The organism is Kitasatospora sp. NPDC001683 (assembly GCF_053596495.1).
This window is the reverse complement of record NZ_JBSFGK010000032.1, coordinates 1-21,170: the sequence shown is the minus strand read 5'-3', so window position 1 is coordinate 21,170 and position 21,170 is coordinate 1. Positions and strand designations below refer to the sequence as shown.

Below are 21,170 nucleotides of genomic sequence, written 5' to 3'. Positions count from 1 at the left end.
AGATTCCGGAAAATAGGTTTGACGCCAGACCCTAGTGAAGATCTATCCGTTTTGCCACTCCCCCGAAGGCGTGAACTACGGTCCCCACGCTGACTTCACCGGATCCCCACACCACCGCAAAACGGTCACTGACCAGGGATCATCCGACCGGGCCGGGTCAGGGCCGGGCCAGCCGGTTCAGCAGCAGCACCGAGGCCACCGGGCGCGCGCCCGCCTTCCGCACGCCCTCCGCGACCTCCCGGTCGGTGGACACCACCACCACCGGACGGCCCTGCGGCTCGGCCCGGACCAGACGGCGGATCAACTCGTCCGCGGTCTCCCCGGTCCGGCTGAACCGTACCCGCACCCCGCGCGGCGGCGCCATGATGACCGGTACGTCCAGGTCCTGCCCGTCGAACACACAGGTGACCTCCGCCTGGGTGCGCTGGGCCAACATCGCCAGCCCGCCCAGCAGCCGGATCCGCTGCTGCTCCAGCGGCAGCGTCGGGTACCCGGTCTTGGTCACGTTGTAGCCGTCCACCACCAGGTGCACCTGCGGGATCGCCAGCAGCTGGTCCAGCAGCGCCGGATCGTCCTCGGCCAGGCCGCGCCGGGCCACGTCGTGCGGCGAGGCCGCCCCCGGCACCACCGCCTCCACCAGGTCCGCCGGGCGGATCTGGGAGACCGGCAGCGCCAGCTCGCGCTGCAGGCCCTGCGCCGACTGCAGCACGGTGTCCAGCAGCAGCCGCAGCCGCATGTCCTCGACGCTGCGCCCCTCCCGGGCCGACCGACGGCCCTGCTCGACCACGGTCTCCAGCTCGGACACCCGGTGCCGCAGCCGCCGCGCCTCGCTCTCCGCCGCGCTGCGCTCACCCGCGGCCTGCGCCTTCGCGGCCTCCAGCTCCCCGGTCACCCGCCGGGTCTCGGCCTGTGCCCGCCGGGTGTCGCTCTCCAGCGACCGCACCTTCTTGCGCAGCGACTCGGCCTCCCGCCGGACGCCCTCGAACTCCGCCCGCTGGCGGTCCAGGTCCGCGCGCGCGGCGGCCCGTACCTCGGCCAGCTCGGCCTGCAGCTTCTCCACCAGTCGGGTGGCCTCCGCCACGGCGTCCTCGGCGCCGACCCGCTCGGCCTCCTCGCCGGCCTCGGTGACCAGCCGGCTCCAGCCCGCCGACCGCACCAGGTAGGCGGCGGCCGCGACGTCCATCGGATCGGCGGCGCCGGGGACGGTGCCCGACTCCAGCGCCTTCACCAGGTCCGGCTGGCCCAGCCGCAGCCGCTCCGCTATCCGCACCCGGAACGCCGGCTCGGACTCCAGCGCCGCCGCCAGCGCGGTGGCCGCGTACTTGGCCCGCCGCGCCGGGGTGAACTTGACGTACTGACGCAGGCCCTGCGGCAGCTCCGCGGGCGGCAGCCCGCCCAGCGCGTCCGAGGCCAGCCCGACCACGCGCCGGCGCACGCCCTCCGGCAACGGCCGGTCCAGCTTCTCGGCCGCGCGCTCCGCGACGGCACCCGGCTCGACGGCACCGGACCCACCGGCACCCGACTCAACGGCACCCGGCTCGACGGCACCGGACTCAGCGGCACCCGGCTCGACGCCGGCCGCGTCAGCAGCGCCCGAGTCATCGGCACCGGACGCAGCGGCCCCTGCCGCGCCGCCCTCCGACGGAGCGTTCTCGGACGGGACCGTCCCGGCGGCCGGCTCCGGTGCCTGCGCAGCGGGCTGAAGCCCCTGCGCTTCGCCGGGCTCCCTCGCTGCGTCCACCACGTCCTCGGCTCCGATCCTGGTCCAGCGGGTGCGGCCCGCGGCCGCCCCTGTCGTCACGCTCCGTGCGCCTTGTCTGTATTGTCCCGTGCGGTGGACGGCCGCGTCGCGCACCGCCCACCGCACCGACGGGGTCAGCCCTGCTCGGCGGGGGCTTCCGCACCCTCGGCGCCCGGGCGGGCCACCAGCTCGACCTGGTCCACCGCGTTGCACCAGCGGCAGCGCACCGACTCGATCGTCTCGCTGAGCACCTCGGTCTCCTCGACCTTGGACTCGCCGGCCAGGTCGAAGTGCAGGAACTCGGTCACCCGCGCGGTGCGGGTCACGTCGAAGCGGGTGAGGTTGCCGCACAGCGTGCAGCGCCAGCGCGTCTCGGCGGTCAGTGCGGGGACGGTCATCGGGGATCCTCTCGGCTGGTCCCTGGGTGGGCTAGGCGCTCCCCCCGGAGCCCCGGCGTCGGCGGCGGGAGGCGGGATTGCCCGCCCCAAGCCTATTGCCTGGGGCAACCGCCCCGACCACCGGTTGCCGGAACCGGAGGACTGGTCCACCTGCCGTAAACCGCCGTGTCACCTGCCGCGCACGGAGGGATGCTTGGCCGCATGGCGCTCGTGGCCCCCGACCACACCGACGCGCGGGACGGCCGCCCGGCGGTGCCCGCCCCGGCGGTCACCTACGCCCTGATCGCGCTCAACACCCTGGTCTTCCTGCTCGGCCCGGCCGCCGGCCTCAACCCGCTGTACGGCACCGGCCAGGCCCGGATCTGCGCCGAACAGCGGTACGAGCAGCGCTGGGGCGCCGTGCCCGCCGAGCTGCTGACCGGCCACCCGCTCACCGCCGAGCAGCTGGCCGACGGCCCCGACCCGGTCCCCGGCTGCCCCGCCGCCCCCACCCCGGGCAAGCACCCGGCGGTCTCCGCCCTCACCGGGCTCTTCCTGCACGCCGGCTGGCTGCACCTGCTGGGCAACCTGCTCTTCCTCCACGTCTTCGGCCCCACCGTCGAACGGCGGCTCGGCCGGGCCAGGTACCTCCTCTTCTACCTGGCCGCCGGCAGCCTCGCCTCGTACGGCTTCGCCCTCGCCGAGGCGCACTCCCCCGGCTTCACCCGGGTCCTGATCGGCGCCTCGGGCGCGATCTCCGGCGTGCTCGGCGCCTACCTGCGCTTCCACCCGAAGGCCCGGGTGACCACCCTGGTCCCGCTGCTCCTCTTCCTCCCACTGCGCTTCCCGGCCTGGCTGGTGCTCGGCCTCTGGTTCGCCCTGCAGTGGTGGTCGGTGCACTCGGCCGGGCCCGGGGTGGCCTACCTGGTGCACGTGATCGGCTTCTCGGCCGGCTTCCTGTACGCCTGCACCATGGTCGGGCACCCCCCGAGACGCCCCCGCTGAGGCCCGATACGCTGGCCGCACCCCACGAAGGAGCCCGAGAACGTGATCACCGCCATCGTCCTGATCAAGACCAGTGTCGACCGCATCCCGGAGATCGCCGAGGCCATCGCCGCCATCGAGGGCGTCAGCGAGGTCTACTCGGTGACGGGCGGCTACGACCTGGTCGCGATGGTCCGGGTGCGCCGCCACGACGACCTGGCCGAGGTCATCCCGGGCCGGCTCAACAAGGTCCCGGGCGTGGCCCACACCGAGACCCAGATCGCCTTCCGCACCTACTCCCAGCACGACCTGGAAGCGGCGTTCGCCCTCGGCCTGGACGAGTGACCGTCAGCCGTCACGGCGGCTGTCGGCGACGCAACGGCCGCCCTCGTTGCGGTAGTTCCACGCCGCGCCGTCGGTGACCAGCTCGCGCACGGCGGTCAGGAAGCGCTCGATGTGCTCGTCCGGCGTGCCGGCCCCGAAGCTCACCCGGATCGCGTTCAGGCTGCGCTCCCCCGGCAGCGAGGGCTCGGGCGCCCCGCACACAGAGACTGGACCGGGAGCCACGCCGGACTCCTCACCGAGCAGGGTCCGCACCAGCGGGTGGGCGCAGAACAGCCCGTCGCGCACCCCGATGCCGTACTCGGCGGACAGCGCGGCCGAGAAGTGCGAGCTGTTCCAGTCCCGGACCACGAAGGACAGCACGCCCACCCGGGCGGAGCCCTCGCCGAACAGGTTCAGCACCTTGACCTGCGGAATCTCCGCCAGCCCCGCCGTCAGCCGCTCGACCAGCTGCCGCTCCCGGGCCTCCAACGCGTCGAAGCCGGCCTCGGTCAGCGCCCGGCAGGCCGAGGCGATCGCGTAGGCGCCGATGACGTTCGGCGAGCCAGCCTCGTGCCGGGCCGGACCGGTGTGCCACTGCACCGCCACCGAGCCGTCCAGCTCCCGGGCGACCGTCCGGGTCGCCCCGCCGCCGGCCAGGTACGGCTCGGCCGCGTCCAGCCAGTCCGCCCGCCCGGCGAGCACCCCGGCGCCGAACGGCGCGTACAGCTTGTGACCGGAGAAGGCGATCCAGTCGACGTCCAGCTCGCGCACCGAAACCCGGTGGTGCGGGGCCAGCTGGGCGGCGTCCAGCACCACCCGGGCGCCGTGCCGGTGCGCGCTCGCGGTCAGCTCGGCGACCGGCCACAGCTCGCCGGTCACGTTGGAGGCACCGGTGACGCACAGCAGCTTCGGCCCCTCGGGCGCCCCGGCGAGCGCCGCCTCCAGCGCGGCCACCGCCTCGGCCCGCGAGCGCGGCGCCCGCAGGTAGCTGACCTCCAGCCCGGCGTGCGCCCAGGGCAGCAGCGAGGCGTGGTGCTCGGTCTCGAAGGCGAACACCCGGGTGCCGGCCGGCACGGCGGCGGCCAGCAGGTTGAGCGAGTCGGTGGTGGCGCGGGTGAAGACCACCTGGTCACCCTCGCGCAGGTCGAGGAACTCGGCGACGGTACGGCGGCTCTGCTCGAACAGGTCGGTGGACAGCTGCGACAGGTACCCGGCGCCGCGGTGCACGCTGCCGTAGTACGGGGCGTAGGCGGCGACGTCGTCCCAGACCCGCTGGAGCGCCGGCGCGCTGGCCGCGTAGTCGAGCGCCGCGTAGCCCACCTTCTCACCGCTGGCGAGCGGCACCTGGACGTCGTGGCCGAGGACGGCGAGCGGGGCGAAGACTTCGGTGGAGAGGGACATGAGGATGCACTCCTTCGAGGGGTGAGGGACCCCGGGAGTGCTGGTCGTCCGGCGTCCGCGCTTGTCGCGCGGACGGCCTGCCCGGCGACCCGGTCCTCACCCAGGGCACCCCGCCACGGACGGAGGGTTGCCGGACAGCCAGCTGGGGCTTGGCGCTGTCACTCATGACCTGGCCCAGACTCTAGGTCGGGTACGTCGGAGGGTCAAACGGGCATCCACCATCCGGACAGTGTTCTCGCCCGCTCGCCTCCGGGGCGCTCGAACCCGGCGCCGACGCTCGTCGCTCCGGCGCTCGTACCTCGCTTGTCACTCCTCAACTCTCGGCACCGGCGCGCCCCTTCGGCTCGAGGCGCGCAAAGGGCCCGCACCGACCAATCGCCAGGCGCTCGAACCCGGCGCCGACGCTCGTCGCTCCGGCGCTCGTACCTCGCTTGTCACTCCTCAACTCTCGGCACCGGCGCGCCCCTTCGGCTCGGGGCGCGCAAAGGGCCCGTACCGACCAATCGCCACGGGCCCTCAACTGCCGTCTCAGATCCGGCTGGTGGCCTCCGACCAGCGCCGCAGCAGGTCCTGCGCCGCGCCCGAGTCGATCGCCTCGGCCGCCCGGGCCATGCCCGCCGCGAGCTGCTCCGTCAGCGGCGCGTCGCCGAGGTCCAGCGCGACCAGCGCCGACGCCGTGTTCAGCAGGACGGCGTCCCGCACCGGCCCGCGCTCCCCGGCCAGCAGCCGGCGCGCGACCTCGGCGTTGTACGCGGCGTCGGCCCCGCGCAGCGCCTCGATGCCGACCAGCTCGATGCCGACGTCCCGCGGATCGAAGGTGGTCTCGGTGACCGCCCCGTCGCGCACCACCCACACCCGCGAGGTGGTGGTGATGGTCAGTTCGTCCAGCCCGTCGTCGCCGCGGAACACCAGCGCCGTCGCCCCGCGCCGGGCGAGCACCCCCGCGATCAGTCCGGCGAGCCGGGTGTCGAAGCAGCCGATCGCGTGCGCGGTGACCTTCGCCGGGTTGGTCAGCGGGCCGAGGATGTTGAAGGCGGTCGGCACCCCGAGGTCGCGCCGGGCGGTGGCGGCGTGCCGCATCGAGGGGTGGAACCTCGCCGCGAAGCAGAAGGTGAGTCCGACCTCCTCGGCGACCTCGGCCACCCGCCGGGCCGACAGGTCCAGCGCCACCCCGAGCTTCTCCAGCACGTCCGAGGAGCCGCTGGAGGAGGAGGCGGCCCGGTTGCCGTGCTTGACCACCTTGGCCCCGGCGGCCGCCGCGACGATCGCCGACATGGTGGAGATGTTGACGGTCTTCGCCCGGTCGCCGCCGGTGCCGACGATGTCGACCGCCGGGCCGGGGATGTCCAGCGGCTCGGCGTGCTGGTACATCGCGTCGACCAGACCGGCGATCTCGTCCACCGTCTCGCCCTTGGCCCGCAGCGCCACCATGAACCCGGCCACCTGGACGGGGGACGCCTCGCCGCTCATGATCCGGTCCATCGCCCACGCGGTGGAGGAGCGGTCGAGGTCCTCCCCCTTCAACAGTGCCGCCAGGAGGTCCGGCCAGGTGCGGACCACCTGCGCGGGGTCGGTACCACCGTTCGCAGGGTTCACGTTCACCATGGCTGACTCCAGCTGTTGTCGGTTCCCCCGCTGCGGGGGGACGTCCGTACGGATGGAGCCAGCCTATCGAGCGGCGGGGCGCCCGGGCCCCTGCCTTCTCTAGTACTGAGACGCCCTCGCTCAGCGTGCGACCGGGGCCCGCTTGGCCAGCCGTGCCCGCAGCAGGGTGGCGACCGCCCCGGCCAGCGCCACCGGGTCCACCGGGTGGGAGATCGCGGCATCGGCCCGGCTCCAGGCGGCGAGCCAGGAGTCCTGCGGCCGGCCGATCAGCACCAGCACCGGCGGGCAGCCGTAGATCTCGTCCTTGAGCTGGCGCCCGAGGCCGAGCCCGCCGGCCGGGACCGCCTCGCCGTCCAGCACGCAGAGGTCGATGCCGCCCTTCTCCAGCGCCTTGATCACCGCGGGGGTGGTCGCGCACTCGAGGTAGGACAGCTCCGGAAGATCCTCGGCAGGCCGACGGCCGAGTGCCGTCAGCACCTGCTCGCGGGTGTTGCGGTCGTCGCTGTAGACGAGGACGGTGAGCGACTCGTCGGTCGTGTACGCCATGGACCCTGCTCCCTCAAGTGTGATCCGGACCACGTTCACCTGATCCGGATGCTACTCCCGTTTCCCCCGTCGCCGGTCCCCCTCGCGCACGTTCCTCCTCAAGCCGCCGCGCCCGCGGCTCACCCACCCGGAGGACGCCCCGTCACCCGGACCCTCCCGGTCCACCCGTACGGCCGATGCGGCGTCCTCTCCCCTACAACCCGAGCCGCCCCGTCCGTGCGGCGACGCGCCGGGCAAGGGGGTAGCACCCCGCCCGAGGAACCGTCAGAAAAGGGACACGCCGCTGCTCAGCCCCCGTGCGGACACCCCGTCGCCCGCCAAGCGGGCATACCGCACGCACCGGACACTCCGAGGGACACCCCCCGACGTGAAGACGGAATAAGGGACCGACATAATGTCCGTCGTGGCGACAGCAACAGCAACAGAAACCGGGCACGCGCACGGATCGGTCAATCGACCGAACATGGTCAGCGTCGGAACGATCGTCTGGCTCAGTTCCGAGCTGATGTTCTTCGCGGCCCTCTTCGCGATGTACTTCACGCTCCGCTCCGTCAAGGGAGCGGCGTTCTGGACCGAGAAGGCGCACGCCCTCAACGTGACGTTCTCCTCGGTCAACACCACCATCCTGGTGCTCTCCTCGCTCACCTGCCAGCTCGGCGTGTTCGCCGCCGAGCGCGGTGACGTGAAGAAGCTCCGCGGGTGGTTCATCCTCACGTTCTTCATGGGCGCGATCTTCATCGGCGGCCAGGTCTACGAGTACACCGAGCTGGTCAAGAACGACGGCCTCTCGCTGTCCTCCGACCCGTACGGCACGGTGTTCTACCTGACCACCGGCTTCCACGGTCTGCACGTGACGGGTGGTCTGATCGCCTTCCTGCTGGTCCTGGGACGGACGTACGCAGCCAAGCGCTTCACGCACGAGCAGGCCACCGCCGCGATCGTCGTGTCCTACTACTGGCACTTCGTCGACGTCGTGTGGATCGGCCTGTTCGCGACCATCTACCTGATCAAGTAACCAGCTGATCAGGTCGCTGGCCACCGGCTGCGGCCCCCGCCCTCACCGGCGACGGGCCGCTTCTGCCGGTGCCGACGCTCCCACCGACCGACCGCGCGCGCAGCCTTGGACAGGCAGCCTCGTGCCGGCCAGACCGGCCGCCGGGTGCACCCACCAGTCGACCAGATCCTGACACCGGGGTTATTCCGTGAAAAAGCTCTCCGCACGACGGCGCCACCCATTGGCGGCGCTGGTCGTCCTACTTCTCGCCCTGGCGGCAACCGGGGGGCTGTACGCCGCGTTCGCGCCCGCCGACAAGGCGCAGGCCGACGTCGCCGCGCAGTCGCTCGCGATCGATGAGGGCAAGAGGCTCTTCGCCGTGGGCTGCTCCTCCTGCCACGGCATCAACGGCCAGGGCAGCAGCGAGGGTCCGAGCCTGGTCGGCGTGGGCTCCGCTGCCGTCGACTTCCAGGTCGGCACCGGCCGCATGCCGGCCCAGCAGCCCGGCGCCCAGGTGCCGCGCAAACCGAAGATCTACACCCAGGGCGAGATCGACCAGCTCGCCGCGTACATCGAGTCGCTCGGCCCCGGCCCGATCGCCCCGAAGCCGGAGCAGTACACCTCGACCAACCCCGATGACATCTCCAAGGGTGGCGAGCTGTTCCGCACCAACTGCGCCCAGTGCCACAACTTCGCGGGCCAGGGCGGTGCCCTGACCAAGGGCAAGTACGCCCCGTCGCTGGAGGGCGTGGACGCCAAGCACATCTACGAGGCCATGCAGACCGGCCCGCAGAACATGCCGTCGTTCCCGGACAGCACCATGCCCGAGGAGCAGAAGAAGCAGATCGTGGCCTTCGTCCGCCACACCACCAACGATGAGCCCAACCCCGGCGGTCTCACCCTGGGCAGCCTCGGTCCGGTGACCGAGGGTCTGTTCGGCTGGATCTTCGGCCTCGGCACGCTCATCGCGGTCGCGATCTGGGTCGCCGCCCACACCACCAAGGCCAAGAAGTCATGAGCCACGACATGTCAGAAGAGAAGCTCCCGGAGCCGCACGGCTCCGCCGGCGAGGTGGCCGACCACGGCAACCCGTTCGCCGACCCGGGCCTGCCGGCCCACGAGCCCCGACGCACCGACATCGACGAGCGGGCCGCCAAGCGCGCCGAGCGCCAGGTCTCGCTGATGTTCGTGATCTCGATGCTCGCCACCGTGGGCTTCATCGCCTCGTACGTGGCCATCGACCCGGACAAGATCGTCTACATCTTCCCGCTCGGTCACGTCAGCGCGCTGAACTTCGCGCTCGGCCTGACCCTGGGCGTCGCGCTGTTCCTGATCGGCGCGGGCGCGGTCCACTGGGCCCGCACCCTGATGTCGGACGTCGAGATGCCGTCCGAGCGTCACCCGATCGAGGCCTCCGACGAGGTCCGCAACGACGTCATCGAGCAGTTCAAGACCGGTGCCGCCGAGTCCGGCTTCGGTCGCCGCAAGATGATCCGCAACACCCTCATCGGGTCGATGGCGCTGGTCCCGCTCTCCGGCGTGGTCCTGCTCCGCGACCTGGGCCCGCTGCCGGAGAAGAAGCTCCAGGAGACGGGCTGGCGCGAGGCCACCCCGGCCAAGCCGCTGGCGCTCGTCAACATGAGCACCATGCAGCCGATGAAGCCCGAGGACCTCGTGGTCGGCTCGCTGACCTTCGCCATGCCGGAGGGTCTGACCACCCACGACGAGGACTTCCAGCAGCGCATCGCCAAGGACGCCCTGATGCTGGTGCGCATCGCGCCGGAGGACATCAAGGACGACAAGTCCAGGGACCTCGGCTTCGAGGGCATCCTCGCCTACTCCAAGATCTGCACCCACGTCGGCTGCCCGATCAGCCTGTACGAGCAGCAGACCCACCACGCGCTCTGCCCCTGCCACCAGTCGACCTTCGACCTGGCGGACGGCGCGCGCGTCATCTTCGGCCCGGCCGGCCACCCGCTGCCGCAGCTGAAGATCACCACTGACGACAAGGGCAACCTGGTCGCCACCGGCGACTTCGAGAAGCCTGTCGGCCCGAGCTTCTGGGAGCGTGCTCGATGAGTAGCGCGAGCAGCACCACGACCGGTGCCGCCAAGCCCTCCAGCACGCGTGCCAACCCCGCCAACAAGTGGGAGGCCGCGGCTGACTGGACGGACGGCCGGCTGGGGATCTACTCCCTCGCCAAGGCCAACCTGCGGAAGATCTTCCCGGACCACTGGTCCTTCATGCTGGGCGAGATCTGCCTCTACACGTTCATCATCATCATCCTGACCGGCGTCTACCTGACGCTGTTCTTCAAGCCCTCCATGGGCGAGGTCATCTACAACGGCTCGTACGTCCCGCTCAAGGGCATCGGCATGTCCGAGGCGTACGCGTCGACGCTGGACATCAGCTTCGAGGTCCGCGGCGGTCTGCTGATCCGCCAGATCCACCACTGGGCCGCCCTGGTCTTCGTGGCCGCGATGCTCGTGCACATGATGCGCGTCTTCTTCACCGGCGCGTTCCGCAAGCCGCGCGAGATCAACTGGGTCTTCGGCTTCCTGCTGCTGGTCCTGGGCATGTTCGACGGCTTCTTCGGCTACTCGCTGCCGGACGACCTGCTGTCGGGTACCGGTATCCGCTTCATGGAAGGCGCGATCCTCGCCGTCCCGCTGGTGGGCACCTACATCCAGATGTTCCTGTACGGGGGCGAGTTCCCCGGCCACGACATCATCCCGCGCTTCTTCACCATCCACGTGCTGCTGATCCCGGGCATCATGCTCGGCCTGCTGGTGGCGCACCTGATCCTGGTCTTCTACCACAAGCACACCCAGTGGGCGGGCCCGGGCAAGACCGAGAAGAACGTCGTCGGCATGCCGCTGATGCCGGTCTACATGGCCAAGGCCGGTGGCTTCTTCTTCCTGGTCTTCGGCCTCATCGCCGTCATCTCGGCGATCGCCTCGATCAACCCGATCTGGGCGTACGGCCCGTACCGTCCGGACCAGGTGTCGACCGACGCCCAGCCCGACTGGTACATGGGCTTCTCCGAGGGCCTGATCCGCGTCATGCCGGGCTGGGAGATCAGCCTGTGGGGCCACACCCTGAACCTGGGTGTCTTCGTCCCGCTGATGATCTTCCCGCTGGTCCTGGTCGCCATCGCGGTCTACCCGTTCATCGAGGGCTGGATCACCGGCGACAAGCGCGAGCACCACATCCTGGACCGCCCGCGCAACGCCCCGGTCCGCACCGCGCTTGGCGCGGCCTGGATCAGCCTGTACCTGGTGCTGCTGATCGGTGGTGGCAACGACCTGTTCGCCACGCACTTCCACATGTCGCTGAACTCGATCACGTACTTCGTGCGTGCCGGCTTCTTCGTGGTGCCGGTCATCACCTTCATCGTCACCAAGCGCTGGTGCCTCGGCCTGCAGCGTCGTGACAAGGAGAAGGTGCTGCACGGCCGCGAGACCGGTGTCATCAAGCGCCTGCCGCACGGTGAGTTCATCGAGGTGCACGCCCAGCTGCCGCAGAAGGACCTGCACACGCTCACGGCGCACGAGCAGAACCAGCCGATCGAGCTGCCGGCCCAGACGGACGAGAACGGCGTGGCCCGCAAGGCCGGCGCCCTCACCCGCACCCGGGCCAAGCTCTCCCGCGGCTTCTACGGCGAGGGCAGCCAGATCCCCAAGCCCACCGCCGAGGAGCACCACGAGATCACCAGCGGCCACGGCCACCACTGATCCCGTACGCACCCCCCGCGTCACACCGAGGGCCGCTGACCAGAGTTCATCTGGTCGGCGGCCCTCGGGCTTTACCCATCTGCCAGCCCCGCACCCGCACCGCTTCCAGGAGCCATCCGTGCAGCTGTCCGTCGACCCCGCCGCCACCACTCCCCCGTACGAGCAGATCCGCGCCCAGATCGCCGAGCAGGCCCGCTCCGGAGCGCTGCCGACCGGGCTGCGGCTGCCCACCGTACGGGCCCTGGCCGAGGAGCTGGGGCTGGCCGCCGGGACGGTCGCCCGGGCCTACCGGGAGCTGGAGGCGGACGGCGTGGTGGAGACCCACGGCCGGCGCGGCACCCTGATCGCCGCCACCGGGGACGCCGCCCACCGGCTGGCCGCCGAGGCCGCCGCCGAGTACGCCGAACGCGCGCGTCGACTGGGCCTGTCCCACCCGGACGCCCTGGCCGCCGTGCTCACCGCGCTGGGCGTGGCCTACCCGGAGGCCTAGACCTCCGGGCGCATCATCCCGGCTGCCGGGGCCTGGCCGGCCGGGACGGTGGTGCTGAGGGGCTGTCCGAGGGCGCTGTGCTTGACCCAGTCCGTCCAGGAGACGTTCCAGTCCCCGAAGCCGTTGCCGAAGGGCTCCATACGGGCGCCGTGACTGTTCACCACCGTCACCAGGTCCCCCACCCGGGTGTTGTCGTAGAACCACTTGGCGTTGTCGGTGCTCATGCCGGTGCAGCCGTGGCTGACGTTGTCCACGCCCTGGGAGTCGACCGACCAGGGCGCCGCGTGGACGTACTCGCCGCTCCAGGTCACCCGGGTGGCCCACTCGACGTTCAGGTCGTAGGAATCCGAGGTGCCGGCGGCGATGCCGATCGTCTCGCCGTTCATCCGGACCGAGCGCTCCTGGCCGAGCACCACCTTGATGCCGTTGCGGGTGTCGAAGCCGGGCCTGCCGGTGGTCACCGGGATGGTCCGGAGCACCTGGCCGTCGCGCTTGAGGGTGAGCTGGTGGGCGGCCGCGTCGATCAAGGTCTCCACCCGCGCCCCGATCCGCAGCCGCAGCGAGCTGCGGTCGCCGCCGTAGAGGCCCTCCGCGATCCGGCTGCCGGTGTCGTCGAAGGCCAGCGACACCGTCGTGCCGGCCGGCCAGTAGTCCTGCGGGCGGAAGTGCAGGTTCTTGTCGTCCACCCAGTACCAGGCGCCGGTGACGGCGGGCTGGGAGGTCACGGTCAGGGCCCGCTCGACCTCCTGACGGGCCTGCGGGTCCTTCACCGCCTCGGAGAGCTGGACGGTGAGCGGCTGGCCCACCCCGTAGATGCCGCTGCCGGAGGAGTCCGGGCCGAGCTTGGCGGTGAGCAGGCGCTGGGCGGCCAGGGTGCTGAAGTTCTCGGTGGTGTCGCCGCGGCCGTTCTTCCCGTCGTCGGCGGAGATCCGGACCGAGTACGCGGTGCCGGCCTTCAGCCGCCCGGTGGTCTGCCAGCTGCGCTGGTCGTCGGCGAGCTTGCCGGCCACCACCCGGCCGTCCGGGCCCACCACGGTGACGTCGGTGAGCCGGCTGCCCTCCACCGCGGTCACCGTCACCGGCTTCGAGGGGTCGGCCTTGCCCTCGACCGAGAGGTGGACGAGCGGGGCCGCGTCGATCCGGTGTGGCCCGGAGTCGTCGTCCCCGGACGAGCAGGAGGCCAACGGGGCCAGTACTGCGAGGGCCAGCGAGATGCTGCCGATGCCTGCGATTCCGCGCCTGTCGGCCATGACCGCCTCCGAGGGGTTCGCACGATTCGCACGATTGATCAGATCGTAGGAACGGCCTGGATCGAGCGACATCCGGGCGACCGTCCGTTCACCCGGGTGAGTGAGCTCGTCACCCCGGGGACGCAGCAGGGCCGGTCCCCCCGTGCGGGAGGACCGGCCCTGTGGTCGGAAGCGGGAACCTACTGGTTCTGGTTCTCGCCCCGGTAGAACTCGAAGACCCATCCGAAGATGCCGATCAGGATGATCGGGGCGGCCCAGAACATCAGCCACCAGCCGAAGATCACGCCCAGGAAGGCGAGCGCGCCACCGAGCGCCAGCGACAGCGGCTGCCAGCTGTGCGGGGCGAAGAAGCCCAGCTCGCCGGCGTCGTCCGCGACCTCGGCCTCGGGGTTGTCACCCGCGCCGCTGTCCACCCGGCGGGCGGTGAAGGCGAGGTAGTACCCGATGAAGGCGCAGAGGCCGAAGGCGAGGAACAGCGCGGTGGTACCGGCGGCCTCCAGGCCCGGACCCGAGTTGTTGGTCCACAGGCCGTAGGTGATGGCCATCGCCAGCACGAAGACCGACAGGCCCAGGAAGATCTTTCCCTGTTCCTTCATCAGGCGTCACCCTCCGACTTGCCCTTGCCCAGCTTCGGGGCGTCGTACTTCGCCGGGGTCACACCGGCGAGGTGCTTGGCCGGCTCACCGTGGTTCTCCAGGTAGTCCAGCGCGGCGATCTCCGGGTGGTGGAGGTCGAAGGCCGGGGATTCGGAGCGGATCCGGGGCAGGGTGAGGAAGTTGTGCCGCGGCGGCGGGCAGGAGGTCGCCCACTCCAGCGAGCGGCCGAAGCCCCACGGGTCGTCCACGGTGACCTTCTCGCCGTACTTGGCGGTCTTCCAGACGTTGTAGAGGAACGGCAGGATCGACAGGCCGAGCACGAAGGAGCCGATGGTCGAGACGGTGTTCAGGGTGGTGAAGCCGTCCGAGGCCAGGTAGTCGGCGTAACGGCGGGGCATGCCCTCCGCGCCGAGCCAGTGCTGCACCAGGAAGGTGGTGTGGAAGCCGAAGAACAGCGTCCAGAAGGTGATCTTGCCGAGGCGCTCGTCCAGCATCTTGCCGGTCATCTTCGGCCACCAGAAGTGGAAGCCGGCGAACATCGCGAACACGACGGTGCCGAAGACCACGTAGTGGAAGTGGGCGACGACGAAGTACGAGTCCGAGACGTGGAAGTCGATCGGCGGCGAGGCCAGCAGGACACCGGTCAGACCACCGAAGAGGAAGGTGACCAGGAAGCCGACCGTCCAGAGCATCGGCGTCTCGAAGCTCAGCGAGCCCTTCCACATGGTGCCGACCCAGTTGAAGAACTTCACACCGGTCGGGACCGCGATCAGGAAGGTCATGAAGGAGAAGAACGGCAGCAGCACCTGTCCGGTGACGTACATGTGGTGCGCCCACACCGTCACGGACAGACCGGCGATCGCGATGGTGGCCGCGATCAGACCGGAGTAGCCGAACATCGGCTTGCGGCTGAAGACCGGGATGATCTCCGACACGATGCCGAAGAACGGCAGCGCGATGATGTACACCTCGGGGTGGCCGAAGAACCAGAACAGGTGCTGCCACAGCATCGCCCCGCCGTTGGCGGGATCGAAGACGTGTGCCCCGAACTTGCGGTCCGCCTCCAGGGCGAACAGCGCGGCGGCCAGCACCGGGAAGGCCAGCAGGATCAGCACCGCGGTCAGCAGGGTGTTCCAGACGAAGATCGACATCCGGAACATCGTCATGCCCGGAGCGCGCATGCAGATGATCGTGGTGATGAAGTTGACCGCACCGAGGATCGTGCCGAAGCCGGAGAAGGCCAGACCCATGATCCACATGTCGCCGCCGACGCCGGGCGAGTGCACCGCGTCCGACAGCGGGGAGTAGGCGAACCAGCCGAAGTCGGCGGCGCCGTTCGGGGTCAGGAAGCCGCCGACCGCGATGGTCGAACCGAAGAGGTACAGCCAGTACGCGAACATGTTCAGACGCGGGAAGGCCACGTCCGGGGCGCCGATCTGCAGCGGCATGATCCAGTTCGCGAAGCCCGCGAACAGCGGCGTCGCGAACATCAGCAGCATGATCGTGCCGTGCATCGTGAACGCCTGGTTGAACTGCTCGTTCGACAGGATCTGGGTCCCGGGACGAGCCAGCTCGGCACGCATGACCAGGGCGAGGATGCCACCGATCAGGAAGAAGGCGAACGACGTGCCCAGGTACAGGGTGCCGATCGTCTTGTGGTCAGTGGTGGTCAGCCACTTGATGATGGTCGAACCCGGCTTCCGGGTCCGCTGCGCCCCGACCGTGACGGCCTCGGCGCCCCCGCCGGCCGCGGCGGGCTCGTTGAGGATGGTCACTTCGCTTCACTTCCCATGGTGATGACGCCGGAGGGCACCGCGCCGTTCTGGCCCTTGGCGCGAAGATCGGCCAGGTGCTTGTCGTAGTCGGCGCGATCGACGACCTTGACGTTGAACAGCATGCGCGAGTGGTCGACGCCGCAGAGCTCGGCGCACTTGCCCATGTACTCGCCCTTGACGGTCGGGGTGACCTCGAACTTGTTCACCACGCCCGGCACGACGTCCATCTTCATCATGAAGTTGACGGGCCAGAAGTCGTGGATGACGTCACGAGAGGTGAGCCGGAACTGCACCGTCTCGTTGACCGGCAGCCAGAGCGTCGGAGCGTCCTTGGGCGTACCGACGTCGTACGCGGCGTCCTTGTTGGCCGGGTCGGGGGTCTCGGTGTTCTCGTAGTTGAACGCCCAGCTCCACTGGAAGCCGACCACGTTGACGTAGTGCTGCGGCTTCGCGGAGACCTGCGTCAGCTTCGCCTCGTCGCGGGCGACGAAGTAGAAGAGGACCGAGACGATGATGATGGGGACCGCGGTGTAGAGCGCCTCGATGGGCACGTTGTACCGGGTCTGCGGGGGGATCTCCACACCGGTGCGCTTGCGCCGGTGGAAGATCACGCTCCAGATGATCAGACCCCACATCAGTACGCCGACCACCAGCGCCGCGATCCAGGAGCCCTGCCACATCTGGAGGACCATGGGCCCTTCCTTGGTGACGGGGCTCGGGAGGCCAAGCCTGGGGAGGTCGTTGGCCGAGCAGCCGGTGGCGGTCGCGATGACGAGGCCCAGTGCCAGCGCCTGAGGCAGCTTCCGCCGCATCGTGCGCCGCGGCGAGCGGTCGGAGCCGTTGGGACTCACGTAGCGCCTTCCCGAAGTCTCGCCCGCCTTCGCGTCGCACCGGGAGGGGAGTGTGAGCCCCTCCGGCGACCCGTCCACGGGCACGGTTTGAATGCTTATGCGGGCCAAACCCTACTCCAGCCTTATGCGCTCCTGACGGGCAGCCCCCGGTAACGCGCCGCCCGGTCGCCCGATCAGGCCCGGCAGGCGCTGCGCCGCAGGTCATCGTAGGCATTCGAGGTCCATACGCCCGATCGGGGGATGACCTCGAGCAACGCGGCTGACGGTCCGTCGGGAGCGGACGAAGCGGACATTCGGGGTGATCGACTGACGGCTGGTGAGCAATCCGACCGGCGCCGCACGCTCCCGGGTGCGTCGTCGACGGCGTGCCGTTAAATGTGACCGTGTACTTCGACGTGGCTTCGACGGCCCCTCTGCACCCCGTCGCGCGGCAGGCCCTGACCGCCGCCCTGGACGAGGGCTGGGCCGACCCGGCCCGGCTGTACCGCTCCGGCCGGCAGGCCCGGATGCTGCTGGACGCCGCCCGCGAGACGGTCGCCGCCGTCCTGGGCGCACGGGCGGACGAGATCTCCTTCACGGCGAGCGGGACCCAGGCCGTCCAACTCGGACTGCTGGGCGCCCTCACCGGCAACCGGCGGCGCGGCGGGCACCTGGTGCACTCCGCGGTGGAGCACTCCAGCGTGCTGCACGTCGCGGAACGCCACGAGGCGGGCGGCGGCGAGGTCACCGTCGTCCCGGTGGACCGCACCGGACGGGTGGACCCGGAAGCCTTCGGCGCCCTGCTGCGCTCCGACACCGCGCTGGCCGCCCTGCAGAGCGCCAACCACGAGGTGGGGACCGTCCAGCCGGTCGGCGAGGTCGCCGAGCTGTGCGCCGGGGCCGGGGTGCCGCTGCTGGTGGACGCCGCGCAGAGCGTCGGGCGGGTGGACGTCCCCGCGGGCTGGTCGCTGCTGACCGCGAGCGCGCACAAGTGGGGCGGGCCGCCCGGGGTCGGGATCCTCGCCGTGCGCAAGGGCGTCCGGTACGCCTCCCCGCTGCCGGTCGACGAGCGCGAGGGCGGTCGGGTGCCCGGCTTCGTCAACGTCCCGGCGATCGTGGCCGCGGCCGCCTCGCTGCGCGCCGTACGGGCCGAGGCCGAGCGGGAGAACGCCCGGCTGCACGCGCTGGTCGAACGGATCCGCACCCGGGTGCCGCAGCTGGTGCCCGAGATCGAGGTGGTCGGCGACCCGGTGCGGCGGCTGCCGCACATCGTCACCTTCTCCTGCCTGTACGTGGACGGCGAGGTGCTGCTCACCGAGCTGGACCGGGCGGGCTTCGCGGTCTCCTCCGGCTCCTCCTGCACCTCCTCCACCCTGACGCCGAGCCATGTGCTGGCCGCGATGGGGGTGCTCACCGAGGGCAACGTTCGGGTCTCGCTGCCGTACGGGACGGCCGAGGCGGACGTGGAGCGGTTCCTCGCGGTGCTGCCGGAGCTGGTCGCCGGGGTCCGGGCGCCGCTCGGGCTGGACCTGCCGGCGCCCGCGCCGGTCGTGGAGAGCCCGCCCCGAGCCGAAGGGCGCGCCGGTGCCGAGAGCGGGGAGCGGGCAGCGACCGACGAAGGAGGGAGTGCCGGAGCGAGGAGCGTCGGCGCCGGGTCCGAGCGCCCGGAGGCGAGCGGGCGAATCCCGCCCCGAGCCGAAGGGCGCGCCGGTGCCGAGAGCGAGGAGCGGGCAGCGACCGACGAAGGAGGGAGTGCCGGAGCGAGGAGCGTCGGCGCCGGGTCCGAGCGCCCGGAGGCGAGCGGGCGAGTCCCGCCCCGAGCCGAAGGGCGCGCCGGTGCCGAGAGCGGGGAGCGACCAGCGACCGACGAAGGAGGGAGTGCCGGAGCGAGGAGCGTCGGCGCCGGGTCCGAGCGCCCGGAGGCGAGCGGGCGAGTCGCCGTGATCGATGCCCTCGGCAAGCGCTGCCCGCTGCCGGTGATCGAGCTGGCGAAGCGGATCGGCGAGGTGCCGGTGGGCGGCACGGTCGCCGTGCTGTCCGACGACGAGGCGGCCCGGCTGGACGTCCCGGCCTGGTGCGGGATGCGCGCGCAGGAGTACGCGGGCGAGGCCCCGGCCGCCGACTACGGCGGCGACCGGGGCACGGCCTACCTCGTGATCCGTCGCTCCTGAGCGGAGCGGCGCGAGGGGAGGACTACTTGACCAGGTGGGCGCGGATCTCCGCGGCGGCCTCGGCGCCGTAGGCGGCCTCGAAGCGCTTCAGGAACGCGGTCGGGCGCAGCTCGTACTCCTGGGTGCCGACGGTCTCGATCACCAGGGTGGCGAGCATGCAGCCGAGCTGGGCGGCGCGCTCCAGGTCGAGCTCCCAGGACAGACCGGCCAGGAAGCCGGCCCGGAAGGCGTCGCCGACGCCGGTCGGGTCGACCTTGGCGTCCTCGACCGGGCAGCCGACCACGATCGGGGCCTCGCCCTTGCGCTCGATCCGGACGCCCTTGCTGCCCAGGGTGGTGATCCGGGTGCCGACGCGGGTGAGCAGCTCCTCGGCGTCCCAGCCGGTCTTGGTCTCGATCAGCGCCGCCTCGTACTCGTTGGTGAACAGGTACGAGGCGCCGTCCACCAGCTCGCGGATGTCGTCGCCGTCCAGGCGGGCCAGCTGCTGGGAGGGGTCGGCGGCGAAGGCGTAGCCCCGGGTGCGGCACTCCTGGGTGTGGCGGACCATGCCCTGCGGGTCGTCGGCGCCGACCAGGACGAGGTCGAGGCCGCCGACGCGGTCGGCGATCGGCTTGAGCTCGATGTTGCGGGCCTCGGCCATGGCGCCGGTGTAGAACGAGGCGATCTGGTTGTGATCCTCGTCGGTGGTGCACATGAAGCGGGCGGTGTGCCGGGTCTCGGAGATGTGGACGGACTCGCAGTCCACGTTGTTGCGCTCCAGCCAGCTGCGGTACTCGGCGAAGTCCGCACCGGCGGCACCGACCAGGATCGGCCGGAGCCCGAGCACACCCATGCCGAAGGAGATGTTCGGCGCGACCCCGCCGCGGCGGATGTCCAGGGCGTCGACCAGGAACGACAGCGACACGGTGTGCAGCTGCTCGGCGACGAGCTGGTCGGCGAACCGACCGGGGAACGTCATCAGGTGGTCGGTGGCGATCGAGCCGGCGACGGCGATACGCACGGAGGTCTCCTCAAGGTGGCAACAGGGCCAGCGGGCACGGATGAACCCACCCACGGTACCCGTCCGGGACGGCTCACCAGCAAGAGTGCCGCAAGCTGCCGCCGCCCTCCCGGCCATGGTGGCACCCCGGGCCCTCGAACGTGTACTACCTACGGGTAGCACTGGTGGGCCCACGGGGCCGGGCCTAGGGTCGGCCTGGGGGCTCCTCGCCGGACAGGCGGAGCCCGTCGTCGACCGTGGCACTGCGGCCACGGCTCTGGATCGGAGCGATGCCCGATGATGTCCAACCCCTCCCCGCTGACCACCCGCCGGGCCGACGCGGACGGCGAGACCCTCGACGCGCTGGTCAGCTCCTCCCGGCGGCTGCGCCGGTTCTGGCCGCAGCTGGCGACCCGGCCGGAGCCGGCCGCCCCGGCGTCCGTCGGCGTCCGGGTCCCGTCCGGGGCTCAGCGGCTGGTCGCCGGGATGGCCGAGTACGGCAACTGAGGAACCGGATCCGACCGGGGCACGTCACATCCGCGCGGACCGGCCGAGGAGGCGGCGCCGCTGAGCCCTCGGGAGGATGTGCAGATGGAACTGGAGACGATGCCCCGCCGTGGTCGGCGGGCGGTTGCCCTGGCGGTCGCCGCGCTGGCGGCGGTGGTGACCTTGGCCGGCTGCAACGGGGACGGCAAGGGTTCCGGGGACTCGGCGGCGAGCACCGCGAAGGCCTCCGCGAGCGCCTCGGCCTCGGTGAGCGCCTCCCCGCAGGCTCCGACGCCCTCCGGCGCCCCGTCCGCGGGGGCCGCGACGGCGAGCCCGTCGGATCAGGCGCCGACCGGCGGGACCCCGACCCCGGCCGAGCCCGCGCCCGGGCGGCCCTCCACGGCGGCCACTCCCCCGGTCAACGGGATCGCCCCCGGTGAGCCCGACCCGGCCGGTACCGGACCGGCCAACCCCAATGTGCGGCCGCCGGTCAGCTACCGGGTGGACGGCGGCAACAAGCTGACCGTCTACTTCTTCGGCGGGGTCTGCACCACGTACGCGGTGAAGGCGGACGAGTCGAAGTCGGGCGAGGTGGGCGTCGTGATCGTGCCGGGTCCGCCGACCGTCCAGCCGGGGCACGTCTGCACCGCGATGGCCAAGCGGCAGGCCGTCTCCGTCGACCTGCGCTCGCCGCTGGCCGGGCGGACGGTGGTGGACCGGACGAGCGGCCAGGAGGTGCCGCTGGAGGGCGACGCGCACGCGGGCCCGGACCCGGTGACCCCGGACGGCGCGGCGCGCTAGTACGACCGGTGTAACGCGAGAGGCGGCCCCGGGGTGCTCCTCGCCACCCTGGGCACCTCCGCCTGGGCGGTGTACTCCGGCTACGG

At 71.4% G+C, this 21,170-nt stretch carries 20 protein-coding genes and 1 riboswitch; of the genes, 10 read left to right on the top strand and 10 right to left on the bottom strand.

The window, feature by feature from the left end:
• Window positions 1-157: 157 nt before the first annotated feature.
• Both ACWCYO_RS19055 and ACWCYO_RS19050 read right to left on the bottom strand, forming a co-directional pair.
• Window positions 158-1,459, bottom strand: coding sequence for an NYN domain-containing protein (locus ACWCYO_RS19055; protein ID WP_270151293.1), 1,302 nt, complete (start codon window positions 1,457-1,459; stop codon window positions 158-160).
• A gap of 416 nt (window positions 1,460-1,875) precedes the next feature.
• Complete coding sequence (locus ACWCYO_RS19050; protein ID WP_270147438.1) at window positions 1,876-2,139, bottom strand: hypothetical protein; 264 nt, start codon at window positions 2,137-2,139, stop codon at window positions 1,876-1,878.
• Window positions 2,140-2,340: 201 nt separating this feature from the next.
• Between ACWCYO_RS19050 and ACWCYO_RS19045 the strand changes: the two genes are divergently transcribed.
• Complete coding sequence (locus ACWCYO_RS19045; RefSeq protein WP_270147436.1) at window positions 2,341-3,123, top strand: rhomboid family intramembrane serine protease; 783 nt, start codon at window positions 2,341-2,343, stop codon at window positions 3,121-3,123.
• Window positions 3,124-3,165: 42 nt separating this feature from the next.
• Complete coding sequence (locus tag ACWCYO_RS19040) at window positions 3,166-3,447, top strand: Lrp/AsnC ligand binding domain-containing protein (RefSeq protein ID WP_030240061.1); 282 nt, start codon at window positions 3,166-3,168, stop codon at window positions 3,445-3,447.
• A gap of 3 nt (window positions 3,448-3,450) precedes the next feature.
• On the opposite strand, the gene ACWCYO_RS19035 is transcribed toward ACWCYO_RS19040, so the two are convergent.
• From ACWCYO_RS19035 to ACWCYO_RS19025, 3 genes are all read right to left on the bottom strand, one after another.
• Entirely contained in the window at window positions 3,451-4,827 is a 1,377-nt protein-coding gene (locus tag ACWCYO_RS19035; protein WP_270147434.1) for an aminotransferase class V-fold PLP-dependent enzyme, read from the bottom strand.
• A 52-nt stretch (window positions 4,828-4,879) separates the two neighbouring features.
• Window positions 4,880-4,997: riboswitch (SAM riboswitch) on the bottom strand.
• A 358-nt stretch (window positions 4,998-5,355) separates the two neighbouring features.
• Window positions 5,356-6,432 (bottom strand): anthranilate phosphoribosyltransferase, encoded by a 1,077-nt coding sequence (gene trpD / locus ACWCYO_RS19030; RefSeq protein WP_270147432.1) that lies wholly within the window; start codon window positions 6,430-6,432, stop codon window positions 5,356-5,358.
• A 120-nt stretch (window positions 6,433-6,552) separates the two neighbouring features.
• Window positions 6,553-6,978: a DNA-binding transcriptional response regulator gene (locus tag ACWCYO_RS19025; protein ID WP_270147431.1), complete on the bottom strand. Its 426-nt coding sequence runs from the start codon at window positions 6,976-6,978 to the stop codon at window positions 6,553-6,555.
• Window positions 6,979-7,372: 394 nt separating this feature from the next.
• Here ACWCYO_RS19025 and ctaE point away from each other — a divergent pair, with 394 nt between their 5' ends.
• The 5 genes from ctaE (at window position 7,373) to ACWCYO_RS19000 (ending at window position 12,196) form a co-directional block, all read left to right on the top strand.
• Window positions 7,373-7,993, top strand: a complete 621-nt coding sequence (gene ctaE / locus ACWCYO_RS19020) for an aa3-type cytochrome oxidase subunit III (protein ID WP_270147429.1) — start codon at window positions 7,373-7,375, stop codon at window positions 7,991-7,993.
• 187 nt (window positions 7,994-8,180) lie between these two features.
• Window positions 8,181-8,990 carry a cytochrome bc1 complex diheme cytochrome c subunit gene (gene qcrC, locus ACWCYO_RS19015; protein WP_270147428.1) on the top strand — a complete coding sequence of 270 codons (810 nt, stop codon included), beginning with the start codon at window positions 8,181-8,183 and terminating at the stop codon, window positions 8,988-8,990.
• Window positions 8,991-8,998: 8 nt separating this feature from the next.
• Complete coding sequence (gene qcrA, locus ACWCYO_RS19010; RefSeq protein ID WP_270147427.1) at window positions 8,999-10,051, top strand: cytochrome bc1 complex Rieske iron-sulfur subunit; 1,053 nt, start codon at window positions 8,999-9,001, stop codon at window positions 10,049-10,051.
• Window positions 10,048-11,706, top strand: coding sequence for a cytochrome bc1 complex cytochrome b subunit (gene qcrB / locus ACWCYO_RS19005; RefSeq protein ID WP_270147426.1), 1,659 nt, complete (start codon window positions 10,048-10,050; stop codon window positions 11,704-11,706). Before qcrA ends, qcrB begins: the two co-directional genes overlap by 4 nt.
• 118 nt (window positions 11,707-11,824) lie before the next feature.
• A complete protein-coding gene (locus ACWCYO_RS19000) occupies window positions 11,825-12,196 on the top strand; it encodes a GntR family transcriptional regulator (RefSeq protein WP_270147425.1) in 372 nt (123 codons plus the stop codon).
• On the opposite strand, the gene ACWCYO_RS18995 is transcribed toward ACWCYO_RS19000, so the two are convergent.
• The 4 genes from ACWCYO_RS18995 to ctaC all read right to left on the bottom strand — a co-directional run bounded on the left by ACWCYO_RS18995 (window position 12,193) and on the right by ctaC (window position 16,668).
• Entirely contained in the window at window positions 12,193-13,446 is a 1,254-nt protein-coding gene (locus ACWCYO_RS18995; protein ID WP_270147423.1) for a L,D-transpeptidase, read from the bottom strand. The two genes, ACWCYO_RS19000 and ACWCYO_RS18995, sit on opposite strands and share 4 nt — an antisense overlap.
• Before the next feature lie 179 nt (window positions 13,447-13,625).
• The gene (locus ACWCYO_RS18990; protein WP_270147421.1) at window positions 13,626-14,042 is read right to left on the bottom strand and encodes a cytochrome c oxidase subunit 4; all 417 of its coding nucleotides are present in this window, start codon (window positions 14,040-14,042) and stop codon (window positions 13,626-13,628) included.
• Complete coding sequence (gene ctaD, locus ACWCYO_RS18985) at window positions 14,042-15,817, bottom strand: aa3-type cytochrome oxidase subunit I (protein WP_270147419.1); 1,776 nt, start codon at window positions 15,815-15,817, stop codon at window positions 14,042-14,044. The genes ACWCYO_RS18990 and ctaD overlap by 1 nt, the downstream gene beginning before the upstream one ends.
• A complete protein-coding gene (ctaC, locus tag ACWCYO_RS18980; protein ID WP_270147417.1) occupies window positions 15,814-16,668 on the bottom strand; it encodes an aa3-type cytochrome oxidase subunit II in 855 nt (284 codons plus the stop codon). Before ctaC ends, ctaD begins: the two co-directional genes overlap by 4 nt.
• 383 nt (window positions 16,669-17,051) lie before the next feature.
• On the opposite strand from ctaC, the gene ACWCYO_RS18975 reads away from it, so the two are divergent.
• On the top strand, window positions 17,052-18,818 hold the full coding sequence (locus ACWCYO_RS18975; RefSeq protein ID WP_449784841.1) for an aminotransferase class V-fold PLP-dependent enzyme: 1,767 nt from the start codon (window positions 17,052-17,054) through the stop codon (window positions 18,816-18,818).
• Between the two features lie 22 nt (window positions 18,819-18,840).
• Here the strand turns inward: ACWCYO_RS18975 and ACWCYO_RS18970 are convergent, their stop codons facing one another.
• Window positions 18,841-19,818: a carbohydrate kinase family protein gene (locus ACWCYO_RS18970; RefSeq protein ID WP_270147416.1), complete on the bottom strand. Its 978-nt coding sequence runs from the start codon at window positions 19,816-19,818 to the stop codon at window positions 18,841-18,843.
• 276 nt (window positions 19,819-20,094) lie between these two features.
• Here ACWCYO_RS18970 and ACWCYO_RS18965 point away from each other — a divergent pair, with 276 nt between their 5' ends.
• Together ACWCYO_RS18965 and ACWCYO_RS18960 are read left to right on the top strand one after the other, a co-directional pair.
• The gene (locus ACWCYO_RS18965) at window positions 20,095-20,304 is read left to right on the top strand and encodes a hypothetical protein (protein WP_270147414.1); all 210 of its coding nucleotides are present in this window, start codon (window positions 20,095-20,097) and stop codon (window positions 20,302-20,304) included.
• Between the two features lie 84 nt (window positions 20,305-20,388).
• A complete protein-coding gene (locus ACWCYO_RS18960; protein ID WP_270147412.1) occupies window positions 20,389-21,084 on the top strand; it encodes a hypothetical protein in 696 nt (231 codons plus the stop codon).
• Window positions 21,085-21,170: the final 86 nt, after the last annotated feature.